Here is a 23150-nt window from a genome sequence, read left to right as displayed (position 1 = left end):
CATGGTGCATAGCTTACCGTTAACCTCTGCTCGGCGAAACCCGCTTTTTCAATGGGTATGGCGAGCGAGACTTACAAATATTTTTGAAAATTTACAAAAATAATTTTAACGAGCAAAAAGGTAAAATTGATATAAAACATAAATTTGCCTCTGATGCTCATTCGACTACCCCGTAAAAATTGATTTTAGTCAAAGAATTGACCCGGTTTGACTGGTATACAGAACAACAAGACAACATTGGTTTTACCAAATGGCCGGGAACCACAACCGAGTTTTCGGCGACGTAGAAATTTTTCTCCCTATTACGGAGGCAACAAAATGATTACTGGTATTCAAATCACTAAAGCGAACAATCAAGCACTGGTGAACTCTTTCTGGCTGCTGGATGAAGAGAAATCAGAAGCGCGCTGTGTATGTGCCAAAGCGGATTATGCGGAAGATCAGATCGTGCCTGTTAGCGAACTGGGCCAGATCGAGTACCGCGAAGTGCCGATGGAAATGCAACCTACCGTGCGCGTAGAAGGTGGTCAGCACCTGAACGTGAACGTGCTGCGCCGTGAAACGCTGGAAGATGCCGTTAAGAACCCAGAAAAATACCCGCAGCTGACCATTCGTGTTTCTGGTTATGCGGTGCGTTTCAACTCACTGACGCCAGAACAACAACGTGACGTTATCGCACGTACCTTTACCGAAAGCCTGTAATTTTCGGCTAGGTAGACAAAAGGGAGCTTCGGCTCCCTTTTTTAATGCCTTCACGGCAGAAAATAGATTTTGATCACATTACCCGCAAAAAATAATCATTCTCATTACAGAACTCGTATGACTCGCCGATAGCTAAATCAGTTCCATTTGGGGCTGTCTATGGATAAGGAGTCTTTATGAGTTTGCCTTTGAGTTTCATCTCGACGATGACGCCCATCACCGCTGCATCTGCTTCGTCACTCCCGCTTCAAGACGCAATAAAACCAGTCCAAACCGACGAGCCACAGGTGACAAAAGTTGCTGTGTCGCTCCCCTCTGAAAATAGTCGTAATGCACAAAACCTGTTGAATTCACTGACTCGCGATCTCTCTGCTGCGGTACCTTTGGCCCCAAGGCTGGAGATGTCTCGTGGGCAAGAGTCTCAGCAGGGCGATTACTCTTTGGCGCTATTGGCCAAGGATGTCTACAACCTCACTGGGCAGGGTGCAGAGGGCTTTTCGCGCATGAGTGATAACGATTTGCTGAGTGTTGGCATTGACCCCGCAAGTTTATTGGATGCAGCCTCAGGGTTACAGGCGGGTATTTATTCGAATAAGCAGCACTATGTGCTGGCTTTCGCTGGTACTAATGATATGCGCGATTGGCTGAGCAATGTGCGTCAGGCTACGGGGTACGACGATGTGCAGTACAATCATGCCGTGGCGATTGCCAAAAATGCCAAAGCTGCGTTTGGTGACGGCTTAGTGATCACCGGCCATTCGTTGGGGGGAGGGTTGGCAGCAACGGCGGCGTTGGCAACCGGTTCTCTGGCGGTAACATTCAACGCCGCTGGGGTTTCCGATCATACTCTGAACCGTTTCGGTATTAATCCGGCTGCGGCAAAGCAAGATGCAGAATCTGGCGGGATCCGTCGTTACAGTGAACAATACGATATGTTGACGGGGACGCAGGAGTCGACCTCTCTGCTTCCAGATGCTATCGGGCATAAAATAACCATTGCCAACAATGAGACTCTGAGCGGCACTGATGCTTGGCGGCCGAGCAAATATCTCGATCGCAGCATGACGGCACATGGCATCGATAAGGTAATCAGTTCAATGGCGGAACAGAAGCCATGGGAGATCAAGGCGAATGCCTAAAAGGTGGTGCAGAGGCTGCTGGATAGCGGCTCTCGTTTTGCCCCTGTTTGGGATCGCTGGGTTATTGATGGTAGCCAAGGAGCACTATATGGAACAGCAAAATTCGCCATTTGCGGGTACCGATATCCTGTCTTTATCACAGGCGGTGGCTGAGGATGATGTTTGGCAAATTAGCCAGCAAGCAACAGCTGAACGGCTTGATGTGCGGGGAGATTTGCAGATCACACTGTTGCAATGGGCGATTCTGCAGCAGAGGCCAGGCAGTGTACAGGCATTGATACAGGCGGGGGCAGATATTGGGCAACCAGGTATGGAGGGCAACGGGGCATTGCATACGGCGGCGATGGTTAAGGATGCGCAATATTTACGCTTGTTATTGCAACAGGCTCCCCAGGTTAATATGCGTAATCTGGTCACTGGTGCTACGCCATTAGCCGCTGCCGTGCTGGCGGGGCGGGAGGAGCAGGTGCGTATGCTGTTGAATGCCGGGGCTGATAGTTCATTGAGTGACAGAGTAGGGGATACGCCCTTGCACCTGGCCGCAAAAATCAACGCACCACAGTTGGCGCTGCTCCTGTTACAAACGGGGGCTGATGCCAAGGCACAAAATCAGCAAGGGAGAACGTTCCAGTATTACTTTGCCCAGACGCCAGTGCATTTGCAGAATAGCGAGTTGCGTGAGCAGTACCGTCAATTGGAGAGCTGGCTCAAAAGTCAGCAATTGGCTGGGCACTATACTCAGCCTTGAAAATAAAAAAACCGCCTTCAAAGTGATGGCGGTTTTTTGATGGCAAAGAGATTATTGTGCGTCTGGTTTGGCTTTTGGCTGGCGGCGCTTACCGACGTTTTTTGCGTCGCGATGGCGTACCTTCACCTTGGCCTTCTCTTTGTTCTTCAGCTTGTCTTCGATGCGCTTGGCCAGCACCTTCTTCGAAGGTTTACCGTTGCTCTTCTCGCTAGGTACCTTGGTGGACGGACGCAGTTCGTCGATCACTCGGGCTTTCAGTGGCTCATTGAGGTAACGCCCCACTTTGCCCAGCAGCAGATGGTCGTGCGCCTCTACCAGCGAAATGGCGGTGCCTTTACGCCCGGCACGGCCAGTACGGCCAATGCGGTGCAGATAGGTATCGGCAGTGCGCGGCATATCGAAGTTGAACACGTGGGTGATATCCAGGATATCCAGCCCGCGCGCCGCAACGTCGGTGGCGACCAGCACGTTGACGCGGCCATCCATCATGCGTTTTACCGCTTCGTTACGCTTGGCCTGCACCATTTCCCCTTCGAGATAGCAGGTATTGATGCCAGCTTCACGCAGCCAGGCGGCCAGCTCATGCACGCGCTCACGCTTACGCACAAAGATCACTGACTTCTGCACGTCCGGCTGTTGCAACAGATGCACCAGCAGGGCGGTTTTATGCTTCACGTCATCGGCGCGGTAATACCATTGCAGGATTTTTTTACGTTCGCGACGTGATGGATCGGCTTCAACCTCAACCGGTTCCTTCAGGATGCGCTCGGCAAACTCGCGGATGGCTTCGCCTTCCAGCGTTGCGGAGAACAGCAACGTCTGGGTACGCCAGCGGGTTTCGGCCGAGATGGTTTCGATGTCTTGCGCAAAGCCCATATCGAGCATGCGGTCTGCTTCATCCAGGATCAGCGTTTCTACCGCGCGGCAGTCAAAGTTTTCTTCTTTGATGTATTGCAGCAGGCGGCCGGTGGTAGCAACCACCACGTCCTGGTTTTCACTAAAGACTTCGGCGTGGTTCATATACGCCACGCCGCCGGTGATGGTGGCGATATCCAGCGAGGTATGCGCAGCCAATTCACGAGCCTGATCGGCCACCTGCATTGCCAGCTCACGCGTCGGGGTGAGGATCAGTACGCGCGGTGGGCCAGACTTCTTGCGTGGGAAATCCAGCAGATGCTGCAGAACTGGCAGCAAGAATGCGGCGGTTTTGCCCGTGCCGGTCGGTGCCGAACCTAATACGTCGCGCCCGTCCATGGCTGGCGGGATCGCCTCGGCCTGGATAGCGGTGGGGCGATCGTAGCCTTTATCACGCAAAGCGAGGATCAGGCGCTCATCGAGTTCGAGTTCGGAAAAATTGGTTGCTGTCATTATCTACCTCTACTTGGGGCGCCGATTATAGACGGGATGGCCGCAGGGTTCACCCTTTTTAACTTTTACCCTAGATCAGTTTGCCTTATGCTACGCCAGTTTTGTCTGCTGGTGGCCATTGTGAGTAATCAAATTAAAACAAAATCGACCCCGCGCCGCGGCGGTTTTACCTTTAAACAGTTCTTTGTCGGCCACGATCGTTGTGCGATGAAGGTGGGTACCGATGCGGTTATGCTCGGCGCCTGGACTGCCGTGGATAACGTGCAGCGGGTGCTGGATATTGGCTGCGGCAGTGGGCTGATCGCCCTGATGTTGGCGCAGCGCACGGCTAGCGAGGTCACCATCGATGCGGTTGAGCTGGATAACGCCGCCGCCTTGCAGGCACGTGATAACGTGTTGGAGTCACCTTGGCCGCAGAAGATCCAGGTGCACAGCCAGGATATTCATCATTTTGCCCAGCAGCATGCCCATTGTTACGATCTGATCGTCAGCAATCCACCGTATTTTGAGCCTTCCGTCGCCTGTCGCGATCTGGCCCGCACCAACGCCCGTTATACCGAAACCCTGACTCATGACGCCTTGCTGGATAGCGCCGAACGATTGATAACGGCGGAGGGGCAGTTCTGTGTGGTGCTGCCTTGCGAGATTGGCGAAGCTTTTGAAGTGAATGCCCACCAACGTGGCTGGCACACCGCACGGCGGCTGAACATCAGCGACCGGGCCGACACGCCAAAGCACCGCTTGATGCTGGCATTAGCGCGTAAACCGGTGGCGAAAGAAGAGGCGGAGTTGGCAATAAAACTGGCGGATGGCAGCTACACCACCGACTTCCGCCAGTTGATTACCGATTTCTATCTGAACTACTGAAACCTCAGGGTTGCAGAATGGTGGGTTTTGGCTCCGGCAACATGTCCGGGTAATCCAGCGTGTAATGCAGCCCACGGCTTTCCTTGCGCTCCATCGCACTGCGTACAATCAGTTCCGCCACCTGCACCAGATTACGTAGCTCCAGCAGATTGTTGGAGATGCGGAAGTTGGCGTAATACTCGTCGATCTCCTGCTGCAGCGTATTGATGCGGCGTAGCGCCCGCTCCAGACGTTTGGTGGTGCGCACGATCCCGACGTAGTCCCACATAAACAGCCGCAGTTCGTGCCAGTTATGCTGGATCACCACGCGTTCATCCGAATCATCCACCCGGCTTTCATCCCACTGCGGCAACTGTTTGGCCAGCTTGATGGCAGGCAGGCGCGTCAGAATATCTTCGGCGGCGGACCAGCCATAAACCAGGCATTCCAGCAGCGAGTTGGACGCCATGCGGTTGGCGCCGTGCAGGCCGGTGTAGCTCACTTCGCCAATCGCATACAGGCCGTCCAGATCGGTACGGCCATGCTGATCGACCATCACGCCGCCGCAGGTGTAATGCGCCGCAGGGACGATCGGGATTGGCTGTTGCGTCAGGTCAAAGCCTAGCGTCATCAGCTTTTCGTGGATCATCGGGAAGTGTTGAGTGATGAATTCCGCCGGTTTGTGGCTGATATCCAGATACATGCAGTCGGCACCCAGGCGCTTCATCTCATGGTCAATCGCGCGGGCGACGATATCGCGTGGCGCCAGTTCACCACGGGGATCAAAGTCTGGCATAAAGCGGCTGCCGTCTGGGCGTTTCAGGTGGGCACCTTCGCCGCGCAGCGCTTCGGTCAACAGGAAGTTACGTGCCTGCGGGTGGAACAGGCAGGTTGGGTGGAACTGGTTGAATTCCAGGTTGGCCACCCGGCAGCCAGCGCGCCAGGCCATGGCGATGCCGTCGCCCGAAGAGATATCCGGGTTGGTGGTATATTGATAAACCTTGGCCGCTCCGCCGGTGGCTAACACCACCGTTTTGGCACGGTAGGTTTCCACCTGCTCCCGCTCACGGTTCCAGACGTAAGCGCCCACTACGCGCTTGGTGCCCGGCAAGCCAATCTTGTTGGAGGTGATCAGGTCGACCGCATTGCGGCGTTCCATCACGCAAATATTGGGGTGAGCACTTGCTTTCGCTACCAGGGTAGTCTCTACTTCTTTGCCAGTGGCGTCGGCGGCGTGCAGGATGCGCCGATGGCTGTGCCCGCCTTCCCGCGTCAGGTGATAGCGTTCTTCACCCTGGGAATTGGTTTCGGTGTCGAACAGCACGCCCTGATCGATCAGCCACTGTACGCAGTGGCGTGCATTGCCGGCAATAAACTCGACGGCGTCTTTGTCACACAGGCCGGCCCCGGCGATCAGCGTGTCATCAACGTGTGAGGCGATGCTGTCCGTTTCATCAAACACCGCGGCGATCCCGCCTTGGGCATAAAAGGTGGCGCCTTCATTGAGCGGACCTTTGCTGAGTACAGTAACCTTGCAATGTTGCGCCAAGCGCAACGCCAGGGAGAGGCCAGCAGCACCGCTACCGACGATCAATACATCGCTAACATGTTCAGATGATGGTTGCATAACGTATGATGTGTGCAGAAGAAGAGTGAAATTCATGTTAGCCTACTTGTCCGGGCAAAAGCCACGGACAAGGTGACATCAACAAAAAAACAATGGCGGTATGGAACTTAGCGTTCCGTATGAACTCCAAGCGAGTGCTTGCTCAGGAAAATAATGTATGGCTGGCGGTACAATTTCACGCGTGGAGATAGATTTGGGGAGAATTTACCTCGGATGAGCGAGCAGTTAACGGATCAGGTTCTGGTTGAGCGGGTCCAGAAGGGCGATCAGAAATCGTTTAACTTACTGGTAATTCGTTACCAGCATAAAGTGGCGAGTCTCGTTTCGCGCTACGTACCACAGGGTGACGTGCCGGATGTGGTGCAGGAGTCGTTTATTAAAGCTTATCGCGCACTGGAGTCGTTCCGTGGCGATAGCGCCTTTTACACCTGGTTGTATCGAATTGCTGTCAATACAGCAAAAAATTATCTGGTTGCTCAGGGCCGGCGCCCACCATCAAGCGATGTGGATGCCAATGATGCCGAAAATTACGAAAGTGCGGGTGCACTGAAAGAAATTTCGAACCCTGAGAACTTAATGTTGTCAGAAGAACTGAGACAGATAGTTTTCCGTACCATTGAGTCACTCCCAGAGGATCTTCGCATGGCGATTACCCTGCGGGAGTTGGATGGTCTAAGCTACGAAGAGATAGCCGCCATCATGGATTGCCCGGTCGGAACCGTACGGTCACGTATTTTCCGTGCTCGGGAGGCTATCGATAATAAAGTTCAACCGCTGATCCAACGTTAGCGATAGCGGACACTGGAAGGGTACTTAGGCATGCAGAAAGAAAAGCTTTCCGCTCTGATGGATGGTGAAATGCTCGACAATGAGCTGCTGAGTTCATTGAGTAAAGATCGGGCGCTTCAACAAAGCTGGCAGAGCTATCACCTAATCCGTGACACGTTACGGGGTGATGTCGGGCAAGTCATGCATTTCGATATCGCAGACCGTGTTGCTGCCGCATTGGAAAAAGAGCCCGCTCGTCTGGTTCCTTCGGCAATCCCCGAATCTCAACCGCAACCTCACACCTGGGGTAAACTGCCGTTCTGGCACAAGGTTCGTCCTTGGGCTAGTCAGCTAACTCAAGTCGGCGTTGCTGCTTGTGTCTCTCTGGCAGTGATCGTGGGTGTGCAACAGTACAATCAGCCAACTGCCCAATCAGGCGCGGCTGAAGCACCAGCGTTCAATACGTTACCCATCATGGGGCAAGCTTCCCCGGTCAGCCTGGGCGTCCCGGCAGACAGTTTCTCAACCGGCAGCGGTCAACAGCAGCAGGTGCAGGAACAGCGTAAGCGTATCAATGCCATGCTGCAGGATTATGAGCTGCAACGCCGTTTGCACTCCGATCAGCTGCAACTTGAACAAAGCAGGCCACAGCAGGCCGCCGTTCAGGTTCCTGGAACTCAGTCTTTAGGAATGCAACAGCAGTAATGAAGCAAATCTGGTTCTCCGTTTGTCTTTTAACGGGCGGCCTGCTCAATTCAAATATCGCCTCGGCGCAGGAACCTGCGTCCGGGGCGTTATTGCAACAAATGAGCAGTGCCAGCCGTTCACTCAATTATGAACTCGCCTATATCAGCATCAGCAAGCAGGGGATAGAGTCGTTACGCTATCGCCACGCGGTGATCGATAAACAGCCCTTGGGGCAGTTGCTGCATATGGACGGCCCTCGTCGGGAAGTGCTGCAACGTGGCGGTGGGATCAGCTACTTTGAGCCTGGTCTGGAACCGTTCACGCTGTCTGGCGATCACATCGTCGACGCCTTGCCCGCCATCGTATTTGCCGATTTCGACTATCTGGCGAAATACTACGACTTCATCTCCGTTGGTCGCACCCGCATTTCCGATCGGCCTTGTGACGTTTACCGCGTCGTGGCTCGTGACGGCTCCCGTTACAGCTATGTGGTCTGGATGGATATGGAGACCAAGCTGCCGCTGCGGGTTGATTTGCTCGATCGTGATGGCGAAACGCTGGAACAGTATCGGGTCATCTCGGTCGTGGTGGGCGAACAGGTGAAAAACGTCATGCAACCTTTGCTCAAGGCCAATCTGCCACCGCTATTGACCTTACCCGCGGCTGAAGACGTTAAGCTGGCCTGGAATGCTGGTTGGTTGCCCGCTGGCGTTAACGAGGTGGCGCGTAATCGCCGCAAGTTACCGAATGTCGCGGTGCCGGTTGAATCGCGGCTTTATAGCGATGGCTTGTTCAGCTTCTCGGTTAACATCAGCCCTTCGGGCAGCAATACCAGCCAACAGTTTTATCGTCAGGGCCGCCGCACCATCCAAACCGAAATTCGTAATGGCAATGAAATTACCGTGGTGGGGGAATTACCTCCTTCAACGGCGAAACGCATTGCCGACAGCATTACTTTCAAGGTAGCGCCGAAATGATGAAAGAGTGGGCCACGGTCATCTCGTGGCAACAGGGCGTGGCACAGCTGCGTTGTGAGCCTAAAGCTGGCTGCGGCAGCTGCACCGCGCGCTCTGGCTGTGGTGCTCGCGCATTCGACGAACTGGTGCCTGAAAGTGAACATCACCTGCAGGTGGCAATTGCCCAGCCTCTGGAACCCGGGCAGCGTGTTGAAGTCGGTATCGCCGAAGGCAGCCTGTTGCGCTCGGCGATGCTGGTCTATCTGACCCCGTTATTAGGCATGATGCTAGGTGGTGGCCTGCTGCAATGGTGGTTGGGCAGTGACGCCGCGGCGGCACTCGGTGGGATTTTAGGGGGCGGCCTCGCTTTCCTGATCGCACGCGCCTTGGCAAAACGCCTCGGCGAACAGGCCAATTATCAACCCGTGGTGCTGCAAATCGGTTTGCCGCCCGGTGCCTTGCGGTTGAATACCGAAACCGAATCCCCGATCTAATACGGCGGCCGCGTCATCGCCGGGTTGTTATAGGCGGGGATGCGGTTGTTGATCATATGCTCCATCAGCGCAATAAACAGATCGGCGCTGAACAGCGAGTCATAACCCAGCGAAAACAGCTCATTGCCTTGTAGATCCAGCAAACGAAGGGTGCCATGCTGCTTATTGTTTTCCAGCCGGTGGATCTTTTCGATCTGAATCTGAGCCTGGGCGGAACTCACCGTCGTAGCGCTAAGCCGTAATGTTTGAGTCGGTTGCTCTTGCCACGAACCAAGCCAGCCCCTACCGCTAATGAGATAGCCGAAGGTCAATATTTCCCCCTGATAAAGCGAATTTAATGCCAGTGGTCCACGCTGCTGGATCTGTTGCTGGATCAGGGTTTCAATCAGCTGCCGGGAGTGAGAGATATTGCTCTTGATGCTGTACCAGAACGCCGCCTCCGAGGTACGAAACGCCATACTGTCGTTTAGCCCGCCAAACAGCCTGCTACCGTGAGAATGGTAGATATCGGCAATCTTTTCAAACGCAATAAACCGTTCTTTATGACTGTGGTGATCCAGCACGCGTACGCCGTGCTCATACAGGCGATAGGTCAGCATTGGTCGCAGATAATGACGCAATGCCAACAACGTAGTGCCTAACAGAATGGTTGCCGTGCCGGCTTGCAGTAAGGCCAGAACGTGAGGATCTTCCATGTTGCTCAATAACGGCATTAACAACAGCGCCGCACCGAGAGTGAACAGCAGCGTTACCGCTGCCAAAATGCCCCAGTTGACCTTGGAAAAATCGTGCCGGCTCAGCATTTGCCCTTTATCGATCATGATAAACCTTCCAATCAATGTTCAGAGGAGATGCTGGTGAACTCTGGTGGGCTTGCCGATGTCGTAGTGCCCTGAAGTCTGTTTTTATCCAAAGTTCTTGCCACTTGTAACCGAGGGGCAAAGGAGCGTATATCAGGTTTATCCTAAAGCGGTTGCGTTGTGGTTTAACTGTAAGTTATTGATAAAAATATTATTTATTAAACAATTAAGATTGGGTTTATTGCGTAATTGCGTAATATGTATTACCACCGGGTAAATAGTGTCTGGCCAAGAGGATTGGCGCAATTAACCCACAATTTTTATCAGGCCTTCGCCGCGTTAATATCTGCTTTCATCAACTGCGGCGCGTTGTAACACTAAACTACGTATAATCGAATAGCTTCCCAACACCGATTGCTAGGTTTTCAGTGTTGTGGCATGTAGAATGCTGCGATTCAGGCGAAAAATAGCCGACCCATTCACCGTCGCTTTATGTCCATGCGGGTTCCATAGGCGAGTAATTCAGAAATACCAAGGCAGAAAAACTAATTAAATGAAACACATAAGAAATTTTTCTATCATTGCCCATATTGACCACGGTAAGTCGACGCTGTCTGACCGTATTATCCAAATCTGCGGCGGCCTGACCGAACGTGAAATGGCCGCACAGGTACTGGATTCTATGGATCTGGAACGTGAGCGTGGTATTACCATCAAAGCGCAGAGCGTAACGCTCGACTATAAAGCCAAGGATGGGCAGGTTTACCACCTTAACTTTATCGACACCCCTGGGCACGTTGACTTCTCCTATGAGGTTTCACGCTCACTGGCCGCCTGTGAAGGTGCATTGCTGGTGGTGGATGCCGGGCAGGGCGTAGAAGCCCAGACCTTGGCTAACTGCTATACCGCACTGGACATGGATCTGGAAGTGGTGCCGGTGTTGAACAAGATTGACCTGCCTGCCGCCGATCCGGATCGCGCCGCACAGGAAATCGAAGATATCGTGGGCATTGATGCGACTGACGCGGTGCGCTGCTCGGCAAAAACCGGCGTTGGCGTGCCTGAAGTGCTGGAGCGTCTGGTGCGTGATATCCCGCCACCAGAAGGTGATGCGGATGCTCCGCTGCAGGCGCTGATCATCGATTCCTGGTTTGATAACTACCTTGGCGTTGTCTCCCTGATCCGCGTGAAAAACGGCACCCTGCGCAAGGGCGATAAAGTTAAGGTCATGAGTACTGGCCAAACTTATAACGCTGACCGTTTGGGGATTTTCACCCCGAAACGTGTTGATCGCGACGTGCTGAACTGTGGCGAAGTGGGTTGGTTGGTCTGCGCCATTAAAGATATCCTCGGCGCGCCAGTGGGCGATACCTTGACGCTGGCTCGCCAGCCAGCAGACAAAATGCTGCCAGGCTTTAAAAAAGTGAAGCCACAGGTGTATGCCGGCCTGTTCCCGATCAGTTCCGACGATTATGAAGCCTTCCGTGATGCGCTGGGCAAGCTGAGCCTGAACGACGCCTCCCTGTTCTATGAACCAGAGAGCTCTACCGCGTTGGGCTTTGGCTTCCGCTGTGGCTTCCTGGGTCTGCTGCACATGGAGATCATTCAGGAGCGTCTGGAGCGTGAATACGATCTGGAACTGATCACTACGGCACCTACGGTAGTGTATGAGGTCGAAACCACCGGCAATGAAACCATCTACGTCGACAGCCCTTCCAAGCTGCCGCCGTTGAATAACATCGCTGAACTGCGTGAGCCGATTGCTGAGTGTCACATGCTGATGCCGCAGGAATATCTGGGCAACGTGATCACGCTGTGTATTGAGAAGCGTGGCGTACAGACCAACATGGTTTACCATGGTAACCAGGTGGCGCTGACCTACGAAATCCCAATGGCCGAAGTGGTGCTAGACTTCTTTGACCGCTTGAAATCCACCTCGCGCGGTTACGCGTCACTGGACTATAACTTCAAACGTTTCCAGACCTCGGACATGGTGCGCGTTGACGTGTTGATCAACAACGAACGCGTAGATGCGCTGGCGCTGATCACTCACCGTGATAACGCGCAGTATCGTGGCCGTGAACTGGTTGAGAAAATGAAAGAGCTGATCCCACGCCAGCAATTTGATATTGCGATCCAGGCGGCGATCGGCACGCATATCATCGCTCGTTCTACGGTGAAACAGCTGCGTAAAAACGTGTTGGCCAAGTGCTACGGCGGCGACGTCAGCCGTAAGAAGAAGCTGCTGCAGAAGCAGAAAGACGGTAAAAAACGCATGAAGCAGGTGGGTAACGTTGAGTTGCCGCAGGAAGCGTTCCTGGCCATTCTGCACGTGGGTAAAGACGGTAAGTAAGAGCGAAAGCTCGCGTAACTAGGGAGTTTGCATGGCGAATATGTTTGCCTTGATCCTGGCGTTAGCCACTTTGGTGACCGGGATCATCTGGTGCTTTGAGCGCTTTAAATGGGCGCCGGCACGCCGGGCGAAAATCGCGGCGGTCAATGCACAGGCGGCTGGAACGATCGACGAAACGGCCTTGGCGAAAGTGGCCAGGCAGCCGGGTTGGGTTGAAACCGGGGCTTCGGTCTTCCCGGTATTGCTGTTGGTGTTTGTGGTGCGTTCGTTTATTTACGAACCGTTCCAGATCCCTTCAGGCTCAATGATGCCGACGCTGTTGATTGGTGATTTCATTCTGGTGGAAAAATTTGCCTACGGCGTAAAGGATCCGATCACCCAGACCACGCTAATTGAAACCGGTCATCCCAAGCGCGGCGATATTGCGGTATTTAAATATCCACGCGACACCAAACTGGATTATATCAAACGCGTGATTGGCGTACCTGGCGATCGCGTGACCTATGATCCGGTGAATAAGCGCGTGACGGTGCAAGAGTCCTGTAATAGTGGCCAGGCGTGTGATACCGCATTGGCGGTCACCTACAGCGATATGCAACCGAGCGATTTTGTGCAGATGTTTACCCGCAGCGGCATGGGCGAAACCAGCAATGGTTTCTTCCAGATCCCACTGACGGATAACGTGCCACAGGGCGGTATTCGCCTTGGCGAACGCAAGGAAACTCTGGGCAACGTGACTCACCGCATTCTGACCGTGCCCGGTGCACAGGATCAGGTCGGTGCTTACTATCAGCAAGCAGGCCAGCAGTTGGGCGAGTGGGTAGTGCCAGCCGGCCATTACTTCATGATGGGCGATAACCGCGATAATAGTGCAGACAGCCGTTATTGGGGATTCGTACCTGAGAAGAATCTGGTAGGTAAAGCCACCGCGATCTGGATGAGTTTTGAAAAGCAGGAAGGTGAATGGCCAACGGGCGTCAGATTGAGCCGTATCGGTGGTATTCACTAATAGCGTTTTGCAAACTGCAGCCAATTAGGCTGCAGTTTGACAGGCAATGGGTCTATATAATCGCAGCAATATATTTCCACTCGTTGTAGAATAGCCCCTCGAGCGATAAAAGTTGGCCCCTTTTGGGCGCCACTGCAAACGAAACAGCTTTGGATTGGCTTTTGGCAAAGCAGGCCTGTTCCGTATGCTGCAAGTTTTTGACGCATTCTTGATCTATTGGTAACTCATGAACCCCATCGTAATAAACAGGCTACAGCGGAAGCTGGGCTACACTTTTCAACAGCAGGAGCTCTTACTGCAAGCGTTAACTCACCGTAGCGCCAGCAGTAAACACAATGAACGTCTTGAGTTTCTGGGTGATTCGATCCTTAGTTTTGTCATCGCCAATGCGCTCTACCAGCGTTTTCCTCGCGTAGACGAAGGAGACATGAGCCGCATGCGTGCCACGCTGGTGCGGGGCAATACGTTGGCGGAGATGGCGCGCGAATTCGATCTGGGCGAGTGTTTGCGCCTTGGGCCGGGTGAGCTGAAAAGTGGTGGATTCCGCCGCGAGTCGATCCTGGCGGATACGGTGGAGGCACTGATTGGCGGTGTGTTCCTGGATAGCGATATTCAAAACGTTGAGCGACTGATTTTGGACTGGTATCGTAGCCGGTTGGACGAAATCAGCCCCGGTGATAAGCAGAAAGACCCGAAAACCCGCTTGCAGGAGTTTTTACAAGGTCGTCATCTGCCGTTGCCAACATATCTGGTGGTGCAGGTTCGCGGTGAGGCGCACGATCAGGAGTTTACTATCCACTGTCAGGTGAGTGGTTTGAGCGAGCCCGTCGTGGGCACCGGCTCAAGCCGCCGTAAAGCCGAGCAGGCGGCAGCGGAACAAGCGCTGAAAAAGCTGGAGCTTGAATGAGCGAAGAAAAACAATACTGCGGTTTTATTGCGATCGTAGGTCGTCCCAACGTGGGCAAATCCACGTTGCTGAACCAACTGCTGGGGCAAAAAGTCTCCATCACCTCGCGTAAACCACAGACGACCCGTCACCGCATTATGGGTATCGATACCGATGGCGCTTATCAGGCTATTTACGTCGACACCCCGGGTCTGCATATCGAAGAAAAGCGCGCCATCAACCGTTTGATGAACCGCGCGGCCAGCAGCTCAATCGGCGACGTCGAGCTGGTGATCTTCGTCGTAGAAGGCACGAACTGGACTGCCGATGATGAAATGGTGGTCAACAAGCTGCGCGGCCTGAAAAGCCCGGTGCTGCTGGCGATCAACAAGGTCGACAACGTTACCGACAAATCCAAGCTGTTGCCGCACATTGCGTTCCTTAGCCAGCAGATGAACTTCCTCGATGTGGTGCCGATCTCTGCCGAAAAAGGCATGAACGTGGACACTATCGCGGCTATCGCACGCAAAGTGTTACCGGAAGCGGAACACCACTTCCCGGACGATTACATCACTGACCGTTCCCAGCGCTTTATGGCGTCGGAAATCATCCGTGAAAAGCTGATGCGTTTCCTGGGTGAAGAACTGCCTTACTCGGTGACGGTCGAGATCGAACAGTTTGTACCGAATGCGCGCGGTGGTTACGACGTGCACGGTCTGATCCTGGTTGAGCGTGAAGGCCAGAAGAAGATGGTTATCGGCAACAAAGGTTCGAAGATCAAGACTATCGGGATTGAAGCCCGTCAGGACATGGAACAGATGTTTGAAGCCAAAGTGCATCTGGAACTGTGGGTGAAAGTGAAATCGGGCTGGGCGGACGACGAACGTGCGCTGCGTAGCCTGGGTTATACCGACGACCTGAAGTAATACCTCCTATGGATGGCTGGGAGCGCGCTTTCGTCCTGCATGGGCGACCCTTTAGTGAAACCAGCCTGATGCTGGACCTGTTTACGGAAGGTCATGGGCGGGTGCGCTTGCTGGCAAAAGGCGCACGCAGTCGCCGTTCCAATCTAAAGGGTTGCTTGCAACCCTTTACTCCTCTGTTAGTACGCTGGGGCGGTCGTGGCGAAGTCAAAACGCTGCGCGGTGCCGAAGCTGTCTCCCTTGGTTTACCCCTCAGCGGCATGATGCTTTACAGCGGCCTTTACGTGAATGAACTGTTGTCACGGGTGCTGGAGCAGGAAGGCAACTATTCGGTATTGTTCTTCGATTATCTGCAATGCTTACAGGCCCTGGCGGCGGAAGACAGCTCCCCGGAGCATGCCCTGCGGCAGTTCGAGTTGGCGCTGTTGGGGCACCTGGGTTACGGGCTGGATTTCCTCCATTGTGCTGGCAGCGGCGAGCCGGTGGATGACGGCATGACCTATCGCTATCGCGAAGAAAAAGGCTTTATTGCCAGCCTGGTGGTGGATCATTACAGTTTTACCGGCCGTGAACTCCGCGCTCTGGATGAACGCCAGTTCCCCGATGCAGAAACCCTGCGTGCAGCCAAGCGCTTTACCCGCATGGCGCTGAAACCCTATCTCGGCGGTAAGCCGCTGAAGAGCCGTGAACTGTTTCGCCAGTTCGTGCGCAAACAACCCGATACCCCCGTCGACGAAGCCTAAGCGGTTTCTGCTTTTGCCGTTTTGCTCGCCCGTGTAAACTGCTGCTACTGAAAATGACTTAGTAGAGGGTTGTCATGGCTGATTTACTGCTGGGCGTCAATATCGATCATATTGCCACGTTACGTAACGCGCGCGGCACCAACTACCCGGATCCGGTGCAGGCGGCATTTATTGCCGAGCAGGCGGGGGCCGATGGCATCACCGTTCACCTGCGTGAAGATCGCCGTCATATCACCGACCGCGACGTGCGTATCCTGCGCCAAACCATCCAGACCCGTATGAATCTGGAAATGGCCGTCACCGATGAAATGCTCGATATCGCCATTGAGCTGAAACCTCAGTTTTGCTGTCTGGTGCCGGAAAAACGTCAGGAAGTGACCACCGAAGGCGGGTTGGACGTGGCCGGTCAGCAGGACAAAATGGCCGTGGCGGTTGAACGCCTGGCACAGGCTGGCATTTTGGTTTCGTTGTTTATCGATGCCGATCACCGTCAGATCGACGCGGCGGTGGCCGTAGGCGCACCTTATATCGAGATCCATACCGGTGCCTATGCCGAAGCGCAGGGCGATCTGGCCATTCAAGCCGAGCTCAAGCGCATTGCCAAAGCGGCCACCTATGCGGCCAGCAAAGGCCTGAAGGTGAATGCGGGCCACGGTTTGACCTATCATAACGTGCAGCCGATCGCCGCGCTGCCAGAGATGTATGAGCTGAATATCGGCCATGCCATCATTGGCCAGGCGGTGATGAGCGGTTTACCTGCCGCGGTGGCGGACATGAAACTGCTGATGCGGGAAGCGCGTCGCTAATGGCGGTACTGGGCTTGGGAACCGACATCGTGGAGATGGCGCGTATCGAAGCAGTGGTGGAACGCAGCGGCGATCGCCTGGCTCGCCGGGTGCTAAGCCCGGCCGAATGGGAGGTGTATCAGCAGCATCAGCAGCCGGTACGCTTCCTGGCGAAACGTTTTGCGGTCAAAGAGGCCGCCGCCAAGGCGTTCGGCACCGGCATCCGCAACGGCCTGGCGTTCAATCAGTTCGAAGTGTTCAATGATGGCCTGGGTAAACCCAATATCCGGCTGCATGAACGTGCTGCCGAACTGGCTCAGGAGATGGGGGTGAAATCGATCCACGTTTCTCTGGCGGATGAACGCCGCTATGCCTGTGCTACGGTGATCATCGAGGGGTAATTGCCCAGAGTGGTTGCCAGGTGCCGGAGTCAATCTAGTCCCCTCATCCCAACCTTCTCCCACAGGGAGAAGGGGCTGGCCGGAGCGCTTGGTTGGCCTGTGCACCTTCTGGAAATGGGTGCAAAAAGGAAGGATGGTGGGGTATTACGCAGAAAAATTAGCGAACTCGATCGGTCCCCTCTCCCTTTGGGAGAGGGTTAGGGTGAGGGGCTATTGACTCACAAGCTATCGGCATGGTGCAGCACGACAAACTTGTCCCACAGCTGTTCCTGGTTCTCTACGTGCTGCGGATCGGTAATGATGGTGTTATCGATCGGGCACACCTGCTGGCAGGTTGGGGTCTCGTAATGCCCCACGCATTCGGTGCAGCGGTTGGCATCGATCTGATAAATCTCATCCCCCATCGAAATCGCCTGGTTCGGGCATTCCGGCTCGCACATATCGCAGTTGATACATTTGCGTGTGATTAGCAGGGCCATGGCAACTCTCTCATTATTTACAGGGGTATTTCGCGGAGCGCAGATTATACGCCTTACACCCGTTTTTTCACTAATTGTTCGCTGTGGTGGATGCGATCGTGGGTATGATCGAGCTCGTGCTGGAGCAGCGCCATAAACAGCAGGTCGGTCAGGGCGAACTGCGCGGTGCTGGAAGATATCGCCGCGCTGCGGATATTGGGTTCTTGCGCAATGGTATAAAGGCAGTGATCGGCCCGTTGCTGTAGGCCATTAGGCGAGAAGCTGGTCAGTGCCAATACCTTGGCTCCGGCAATACGTGCTTCTTCGGCGGCCAGGTTGATTTCACGCCGTTCGCCGCTAAACGAGATCGCCAGCAGCAGATCCTCCCTACTCAGCGCCTTTATCGTCGCCAGTTGAACGTACATATCCGCTTCTGCCACCGCCATCACGCCAATCTTTAGCAGCTTGAACGACAGGTCTTTGGCCACCAGCCCGGAAGCCCCGATGCCGACCAAGATCACCCGCCGCGCCGCACGCACCATCTCCAGGGCGGTAAGCAGCCGCTGTTCACTGTTGATATCCAGAGTAGCTCGTAATGCGGCCTGCTTTTCCAGCAGCAATTTCTCACCGACGGTTTTGAGTGGATCGCTGCTCAGAATGTGGTTATGGACCGTCACCACCGGTGCGACCTGCGGTTGAGCCAGCACCTCACCCAATGCCAGTTTCAGCGCCGGAAATCCCTTGTAGCCCAGTTTCTGGGCGAACTTGACCACGCTTGATTGGCTGACACCGGCCAACTGGGCCAGCTTTTGTGAGCTGAGGTGGCGGGCCTGTTCGGCGTTATCCAACAGAAAGTCCGCCAGTTTGCGATCGTTTTGTGCCAGCGTTGGGTAAATCTGACGAATGCGAAGAAGGGTACTCATGGTTTTTTCCTTTGAGCCAGCCAGCATTCTGCCATGCCGGTGGTAAAACGGGCAGCAATCATTTTTGTGAGCAGGTCGCTAAAGCGCTTGCAGCAACACTATGGCTATAGGGTGGTATTGATGGGTTAACGCGCCTTTGGCGTTGGCCAATGTCGGTTGTATCTGGTCGGTCTAGTGATTACGATAATAGCCGGTTGTATTTTCACCTGCATAATGGGGTCAACGATCCTGAGGAGTAACGTTTGACTGACAAACCGGTTGCACAGGCCCAGCGCGTGGTATTTTTCGATCTGGATGGCACCTTGCATCAGGAAGACATGTTTGGCAGTTTCCTGCGCTTTTTGCTACGGCATCTGCCGTTGAACCTGGTGCTGGTGGTGCCGCTGTTGCCCATTATCGGATTGGGTTTGTTGATCGGTGGGCGGGCAACTCGCTGGCCCATGAGCCTGCTATTGTGGGCAATGACCTTTGGCCGCTCAGAGGCTAGGCTGAAAGCGCTGGAGGCGAAATTCGTCGACTATTTTCGCCGTAAGGTCACCGCTTTTCCGGTCGTACAGATGCGTTTGCGTCAGTACCTGGATGCCCAGGATGCTCAAGTGTGGTTGATCACCGGCTCGCCGGAACGGCTGGTGGAGCAGGTTTATCGGGATTCTGCGTTCCTGCCACGGGTACGGCTGGTGGGGAGCAGCATTGTGCGTCGCTACGGGGGCTGGGTGTTGCCCATGCGCTGCCTGGGAGTACAAAAGGTGGTGCAACTGGAGCAGCGTCTGGGAGCGCCATTGAAATTGTTCAGTGGCTACAGCGACAGCAAGCAGGATAACCCTTTGCTCTATTTTTGCGAACACCGTTGGCGGGTGGGTAAAGAAGGCGAGTTACAGCAGTTGGATTAAATAAGGCTCCCCCAGTAAAACGAGGGAGCCTGGCAGCGGTTACATGGCTGCTTTAAAGATTGCCATAATCTGTTCGTGGCTTGCCTGGATTGGATTGGTGAATCCACAGGCATCGTTCAGGGCGTTAGTGGCTAACGTAGCAAAGTCTTCTTCTTTGACCTGCAGATCGCGTAAGCCAGCAGGAATTCCCACATCTTTCGCCAGTTGGCGAATGGCGGCGATACAAGCGGCAGCCCCTTGCTCATCGCTAAGGCCTGCAACATTTACGCCCATAGCGGCGGCAATGTCTTTAAGACGCCCTGCGGCAACCTGAGTATTGAACTCTTGCACGTGCGGCAACAGCACGGCGTTACACACGCCATGTGGCAGGTTGTAGAAGCCACCCAACTGGTGCGCCATAGCGTGCACATAACCCAATGAGGCGTTATTAAATGCCATACCGGCCAGGAACTGGGCATAGGCCATGTTCTCGCGCGCCTGCATGTTTTGCCCGTCGTTGACCGCATCACGTAAAGACTCGGCAATCATGGTGGCGGCTTTCAGCGCGCAGGCATCGGTGATTGGGTTGGCGGCGCTGGAGACGTAAGCTTCGATAGCGTGGGTCAGAGCATCCATACCGGTGGCGGCGGTCAGGCCTTTCGGCATGCCAGCCATCAGGTGAGGATCGTTGACCGACAGGATCGGGGTGACGTGCTTGTCGACAATCGCCATTTTGATGTGGCGCGCTTCGTCGGTGATGATACAAAAACGTGTCATCTCGGAAGCGGTACCCGCAGTGGTGTTGATCGCAACGACCGGCAACTGCGGCTTAGCTGAGCGATCAACCCCTTCATAGTCTTTGATTTCCCCGCCGTTAGCGGCGACCAGGGCAATCCCTTTCGCACAGTCATGCGGCGAACCGCCACCCAGAGAAACGACACAGTCACAGTGATGTTCGCGCAACAGTGCCAGGCCCTGTTTTACGTTTTCCGTGGTCGGGTTGGGATGTGTGCCGTCATAGACGCAGCTTTCAATGTTCTGTGCCGCTAACAGGGCTTGCACCTGAGCTACGACGCCAATGCCGTTCAAAACCTTGTCGGTCACGATCAGTGCGTTATGCAGACCATGCTCTTTCATGGTTTTTGCCGCGTCTTCCAGACAGCCGGAACCAATCATGTTGACGGAAGGGATAAAGAATGTTGAGGCAGCCATAACCTACTCCTTATAAAGGCTTTTTGCGTGAGATAAACATTATCTCGCTAATGCTTAAGAGAATATGATCTATCACAATTTAGTTAGAAAAAATTTGCTTAATTTTACAGCTTGATTTTCCACCAGTTTATAACGTTTATCTGAAATTTTAAGAAATGAACAAAATTTAATCATCATTAAATATGATGTTATTGATTTGTTGGTGGTGTTTTAAGCGATCGACAAACGTGGCGGGTTCAGGGTTTTTCAAGCTTATTTGCATCAACAAGGCCGAGTGGCTGCGGCAAAAGGGACTAGTGTGTATAATGCCCGCCGCGATGCGCACGAGGATTGATGTAGTGAATGAATATAGTGATGAGTATTGGATGCGTCAGGCGTTAAGCCTGGCTCAACGTGCGCAGGAAGAAGGTGAGGTGCCGGTTGGGGCGCTGCTGGTGCTGGACAATCAGGTGATTGGCGAAGGTTGGAACCGGCCGATCGGCCGCCACGATCCCACCGCTCATGCTGAAATCATGGCGCTGCGGCAGGGGGGAGCGGTTTTGCAGAATTACCGCCTGCTGAATGCCACGCTGTATGTCACGCTGGAGCCTTGCGTGATGTGCGCCGGGGCTATGGTGCACAGCCGCATCCGTCGTTTGGTATACGGTGCGGCCGATGAAAAAACCGGTGCAGTGGGTTCACTGGTGGATATTCTGCGCCATCCGGGCATGAATCATCAGGTAGAAATCGTATCGGGCGTGCTGGCAGAAGAGTGCGCCGCCACCCTCAGCAACTTTTTCCGCATGCGCCGCGAGCAGAAAAAAGCGCTGAAACTGGCGCAGCGAGCCGGAAAAGACCCGCAATAACTACTTATCGTGATAATAACTACAGGGCGAGCGCCAGCTTGGCTTCCACGGCCGGATAGCCCTTGGCCAGTTCGGCCTGTTTCATCGCTTCTACTGCCTTCTTCTCTTTTTCCAACAGATAGCCCACCAGGCTGACCTGATAACGGCGGATGTTTTCCACGTAGTTATAGGCTTCGCGGCCACGGGCATAGCCATAGGTGAGTGATGGATAGTAGCGCTTCTGGCTCAGCATCGGCAGGCGCTGTTTCACATCGACCCAACTGTCGGGGTTGCCTTGCTGGCTTTTGGTGAGTTTACGTGCGTCCAGCATATGGCCCCAGCCCATGTTATAGGCGGCCAGTGCGAACCAGATCCGTTCATCTTCCGGCACCGTATCGGGCACTTTCTCCATCAGACGCTGCAGATAGAGCGCCCCGCCTTGGATACTCTGTTCCGGATCGAGCCTGTCGGTGACGCCCAGGCCTTCGGCGGTGGCTCTGGTCAGCATCATCAGCCCACGGACACCGGTGGGGGAGGTCGCCTGCGGATTCCAGTGTGATTCCTGGTAGGCGATGGCGGCCAACAGCTTCCAGTCAATTTCGCTGGCATACTTTTCAAACAGCGAGCGGAAAGTGGGCAATACCGAGTCGATGGCCGACAGGAAGGTTTTGGTATCGACGTAGTCAAAACTGCCCACGTGCCCCAGATACTTCTCTTCTAATCGGGCCAGCGTGCCGTCTTCTACCCTTTGGCTATAAAAATCCAGCAGCGCGGCGTACAGGCTATCGTCATCGCTGCGCTTCAGATACCAGGTCACTGGTTCTTCATCGGTAATGTCAAAAGCGACGGCCAGCTGTGGATGGATGCGCTGCAGCAGGGCAATGGTCACGGAATCGCCGATGGTGTAATCCAGCTTGCCATCGGCCACCTGTTCCAGCAGCTCTTTCGAGGTCATATCGCTTGACGCTTCCCAACTGAGGTCGGGGTATTTGCTTTGTTTGAGCTGCTTTAGCGTGCTGACGTGCGCTGAACCGGAGGCCACCGCCAGCTTGCCTTTGATATCGGCAAAGGTTTTTGGCCGCGTGGTTCCCAGCCGGTAAACCAATTGCTGGGAAACGGAATAATACGCAGGGCCGGTACTGGAGCGGCTGAGGCGATCCCGGTTGTAGATCAGCCCGGCGGCGAGAATATCGGCATTGTCATCATCAAGATCGTCAAACAGGTCATTGATGTTTTGATGTGGGATCACCACCAGCTTGACCCCCAGGTAGTTGGCAAAGCTTTTGGCCAGCTCATAGTCAAGGCCACTCGGCCCCTGCGGGGTAGTGAAATAGGTTAACGGTGAGTTTAACGTGCTGACGCGCAGTTCCCCCCGTGCTTTGATCGCCTCGAGTTGGCCTCCTTGTCCACCACGCCAGGCGATATTGGGCCACAGGGCAAGCGCCAGCAGCAGGGCCACAACACCGATTAGAATGTAATTTATTTTTAGGCGTTTCAAATAGTTATCTCAAATAGATGCACACTTTATGTTGACCGTAATCAGGATTTTTTCATGGTTAAATCACCAGTGCCGGGGCATTTTGCGCAACATTACGCCAGCGCGCAACTTTATTGATAGGTTATGAGAAT

The 23150-nt window shown here is 54.2% G+C and carries 24 protein-coding genes; 17 read left to right on the top strand and 7 right to left on the bottom strand.

The genetic code is table 11. The features are described from left to right. Positions 1-318 precede the first annotated feature (318 nt). The 3 genes from grcA to D9980_RS13780 all read left to right on the top strand — a co-directional run bounded on the left by grcA (position 319) and on the right by D9980_RS13780 (position 2589). Entirely contained in the window at positions 319-702 is a 384-nt protein-coding gene (gene grcA / locus D9980_RS13790) for an autonomous glycyl radical cofactor GrcA (protein ID WP_021178913.1), read from the top strand. A gap of 176 nt (positions 703-878) precedes the next feature. Then, entirely contained in the window at positions 879-1841 is a 963-nt protein-coding gene (locus D9980_RS13785) for a DUF2974 domain-containing protein (RefSeq protein WP_121607590.1), read from the top strand. After that, the gene (locus D9980_RS13780) at positions 1834-2589 is read left to right on the top strand and encodes an ankyrin repeat domain-containing protein (RefSeq protein ID WP_121607589.1); all 756 of its coding nucleotides are present in this window, start codon (positions 1834-1836) and stop codon (positions 2587-2589) included. Before D9980_RS13785 ends, D9980_RS13780 begins: the two co-directional genes overlap by 8 nt. Positions 2590-2640: 51 nt before the next feature. On the opposite strand, the gene srmB is transcribed toward D9980_RS13780, so the two are convergent. Beyond that, complete coding sequence (gene srmB / locus D9980_RS13775) at positions 2641-3957, bottom strand: ATP-dependent RNA helicase SrmB (protein WP_024485802.1); 1317 nt, start codon at positions 3955-3957, stop codon at positions 2641-2643. A gap of 87 nt (positions 3958-4044) precedes the next feature. Here srmB and D9980_RS13770 point away from each other — a divergent pair, with 87 nt between their 5' ends. Then, positions 4045-4824: a tRNA1(Val) (adenine(37)-N6)-methyltransferase gene (locus D9980_RS13770; protein ID WP_121607588.1), complete on the top strand. Its 780-nt coding sequence runs from the start codon at positions 4045-4047 to the stop codon at positions 4822-4824. A gap of 4 nt (positions 4825-4828) precedes the next feature. Here the strand turns inward: D9980_RS13770 and nadB are convergent, their stop codons facing one another. Then, on the bottom strand, positions 4829-6430 hold the full coding sequence (gene nadB, locus D9980_RS13765) for an L-aspartate oxidase (protein WP_024529381.1): 1602 nt from the start codon (positions 6428-6430) through the stop codon (positions 4829-4831). A gap of 213 nt (positions 6431-6643) precedes the next feature. Between nadB and rpoE the strand changes: the two genes are divergently transcribed. Genes rpoE through rseC form a run of 4 tightly spaced genes read left to right on the top strand, consistent with a single transcriptional unit; the run spans position 6644 to position 9335 of the window. After that, positions 6644-7219: an RNA polymerase sigma factor RpoE gene (gene rpoE / locus D9980_RS13760; protein ID WP_012146382.1), complete on the top strand. Its 576-nt coding sequence runs from the start codon at positions 6644-6646 to the stop codon at positions 7217-7219. Positions 7220-7249: 30 nt separating this feature from the next. Then, complete coding sequence (rseA, locus tag D9980_RS13755) at positions 7250-7903, top strand: anti-sigma-E factor RseA (protein WP_024485799.1); 654 nt, start codon at positions 7250-7252, stop codon at positions 7901-7903. Then, a complete protein-coding gene (gene rseB / locus D9980_RS13750) occupies positions 7903-8862 on the top strand; it encodes a sigma-E factor regulatory protein RseB (RefSeq protein WP_121607587.1) in 960 nt (319 codons plus the stop codon). Before rseA ends, rseB begins: the two co-directional genes overlap by 1 nt. Next, positions 8859-9335: a SoxR-reducing system protein RseC gene (gene rseC / locus D9980_RS13745; RefSeq protein ID WP_021807684.1), complete on the top strand. Its 477-nt coding sequence runs from the start codon at positions 8859-8861 to the stop codon at positions 9333-9335. The genes rseB and rseC overlap by 4 nt, the downstream gene beginning before the upstream one ends. Here rseC and D9980_RS13740 read toward each other — a convergent pair. Further along, positions 9332-10156 carry a hypothetical protein gene (locus tag D9980_RS13740; RefSeq protein ID WP_121607586.1) on the bottom strand — a complete coding sequence of 275 codons (825 nt, stop codon included), beginning with the start codon at positions 10154-10156 and terminating at the stop codon, positions 9332-9334. The genes rseC and D9980_RS13740 overlap by 4 nt on opposite strands. Before the next feature lie 532 nt (positions 10157-10688). Here D9980_RS13740 and lepA point away from each other — a divergent pair. The 7 genes from lepA (at position 10689) to acpS (ending at position 17235) form a co-directional block, all read left to right on the top strand. Then, complete coding sequence (gene lepA, locus D9980_RS13735; protein WP_121607585.1) at positions 10689-12488, top strand: translation elongation factor 4; 1800 nt, start codon at positions 10689-10691, stop codon at positions 12486-12488. A gap of 31 nt (positions 12489-12519) precedes the next feature. Further along, entirely contained in the window at positions 12520-13497 is a 978-nt protein-coding gene (lepB, locus tag D9980_RS13730; RefSeq protein ID WP_121607584.1) for a signal peptidase I, read from the top strand. A 226-nt stretch (positions 13498-13723) separates the two neighbouring features. Beyond that, complete coding sequence (gene rnc / locus D9980_RS13725) at positions 13724-14404, top strand: ribonuclease III (protein WP_021178901.1); 681 nt, start codon at positions 13724-13726, stop codon at positions 14402-14404. Beyond that, positions 14401-15309, top strand: coding sequence for a GTPase Era (gene era, locus D9980_RS13720; protein ID WP_037413081.1), 909 nt, complete (start codon positions 14401-14403; stop codon positions 15307-15309). Before rnc ends, era begins: the two co-directional genes overlap by 4 nt. Before the next feature lie 8 nt (positions 15310-15317). Continuing rightward, complete coding sequence (recO, locus tag D9980_RS13715; RefSeq protein WP_021178899.1) at positions 15318-16049, top strand: DNA repair protein RecO; 732 nt, start codon at positions 15318-15320, stop codon at positions 16047-16049. 74 nt (positions 16050-16123) lie between these two features. Beyond that, positions 16124-16855: a pyridoxine 5'-phosphate synthase gene (gene pdxJ, locus D9980_RS13710; protein ID WP_065686630.1), complete on the top strand. Its 732-nt coding sequence runs from the start codon at positions 16124-16126 to the stop codon at positions 16853-16855. Then, the gene (gene acpS / locus D9980_RS13705) at positions 16855-17235 is read left to right on the top strand and encodes a holo-ACP synthase (RefSeq protein ID WP_024486233.1); all 381 of its coding nucleotides are present in this window, start codon (positions 16855-16857) and stop codon (positions 17233-17235) included. Before pdxJ ends, acpS begins: the two co-directional genes overlap by 1 nt. Positions 17236-17453: 218 nt before the next feature. Here acpS and D9980_RS13700 read toward each other — a convergent pair whose 3' ends face one another. Both D9980_RS13700 and D9980_RS13695 read right to left on the bottom strand, forming a co-directional pair. Then, on the bottom strand, positions 17454-17714 hold the full coding sequence (locus D9980_RS13700) for a YfhL family 4Fe-4S dicluster ferredoxin (protein WP_021807691.1): 261 nt from the start codon (positions 17712-17714) through the stop codon (positions 17454-17456). 53 nt (positions 17715-17767) lie between these two features. Then, positions 17768-18616, bottom strand: a complete 849-nt coding sequence (locus tag D9980_RS13695; protein WP_121607583.1) for a MurR/RpiR family transcriptional regulator — start codon at positions 18614-18616, stop codon at positions 17768-17770. A 242-nt stretch (positions 18617-18858) separates the two neighbouring features. Here D9980_RS13695 and yfhb point away from each other — a divergent pair, with 242 nt between their 5' ends. Further along, positions 18859-19506: a phosphatidylglycerophosphatase C gene (gene yfhb, locus D9980_RS13690; RefSeq protein ID WP_021178894.1), complete on the top strand. Its 648-nt coding sequence runs from the start codon at positions 18859-18861 to the stop codon at positions 19504-19506. A gap of 39 nt (positions 19507-19545) precedes the next feature. Here yfhb and yiaY read toward each other — a convergent pair whose 3' ends face one another. Continuing rightward, complete coding sequence (gene yiaY, locus D9980_RS13685; protein WP_024484270.1) at positions 19546-20697, bottom strand: L-threonine dehydrogenase; 1152 nt, start codon at positions 20695-20697, stop codon at positions 19546-19548. Between the two features lie 338 nt (positions 20698-21035). Here yiaY and tadA point away from each other — a divergent pair, with 338 nt between their 5' ends. Next, a complete protein-coding gene (gene tadA, locus D9980_RS13680; RefSeq protein WP_024484269.1) occupies positions 21036-21542 on the top strand; it encodes a tRNA adenosine(34) deaminase TadA in 507 nt (168 codons plus the stop codon). A gap of 19 nt (positions 21543-21561) precedes the next feature. On the opposite strand, the gene mltF is transcribed toward tadA, so the two are convergent. Next, positions 21562-23019 (bottom strand): membrane-bound lytic murein transglycosylase MltF, encoded by a 1458-nt coding sequence (gene mltF / locus D9980_RS13675; RefSeq protein ID WP_024484268.1) that lies wholly within the window; start codon positions 23017-23019, stop codon positions 21562-21564. Between the last annotated feature and the right edge of the window lie 131 nt (positions 23020-23150).

The sequence above is a fragment of the Serratia sp. 3ACOL1 genome (assembly GCF_003668775.1).
Lineage (GTDB): Bacteria > Pseudomonadota > Gammaproteobacteria > Enterobacterales > Enterobacteriaceae > Chania > Chania fonticola.
Note: the sequence above shows the minus strand (reverse complement) of the source record. Positions and strands in the feature narration are given on the sequence as shown.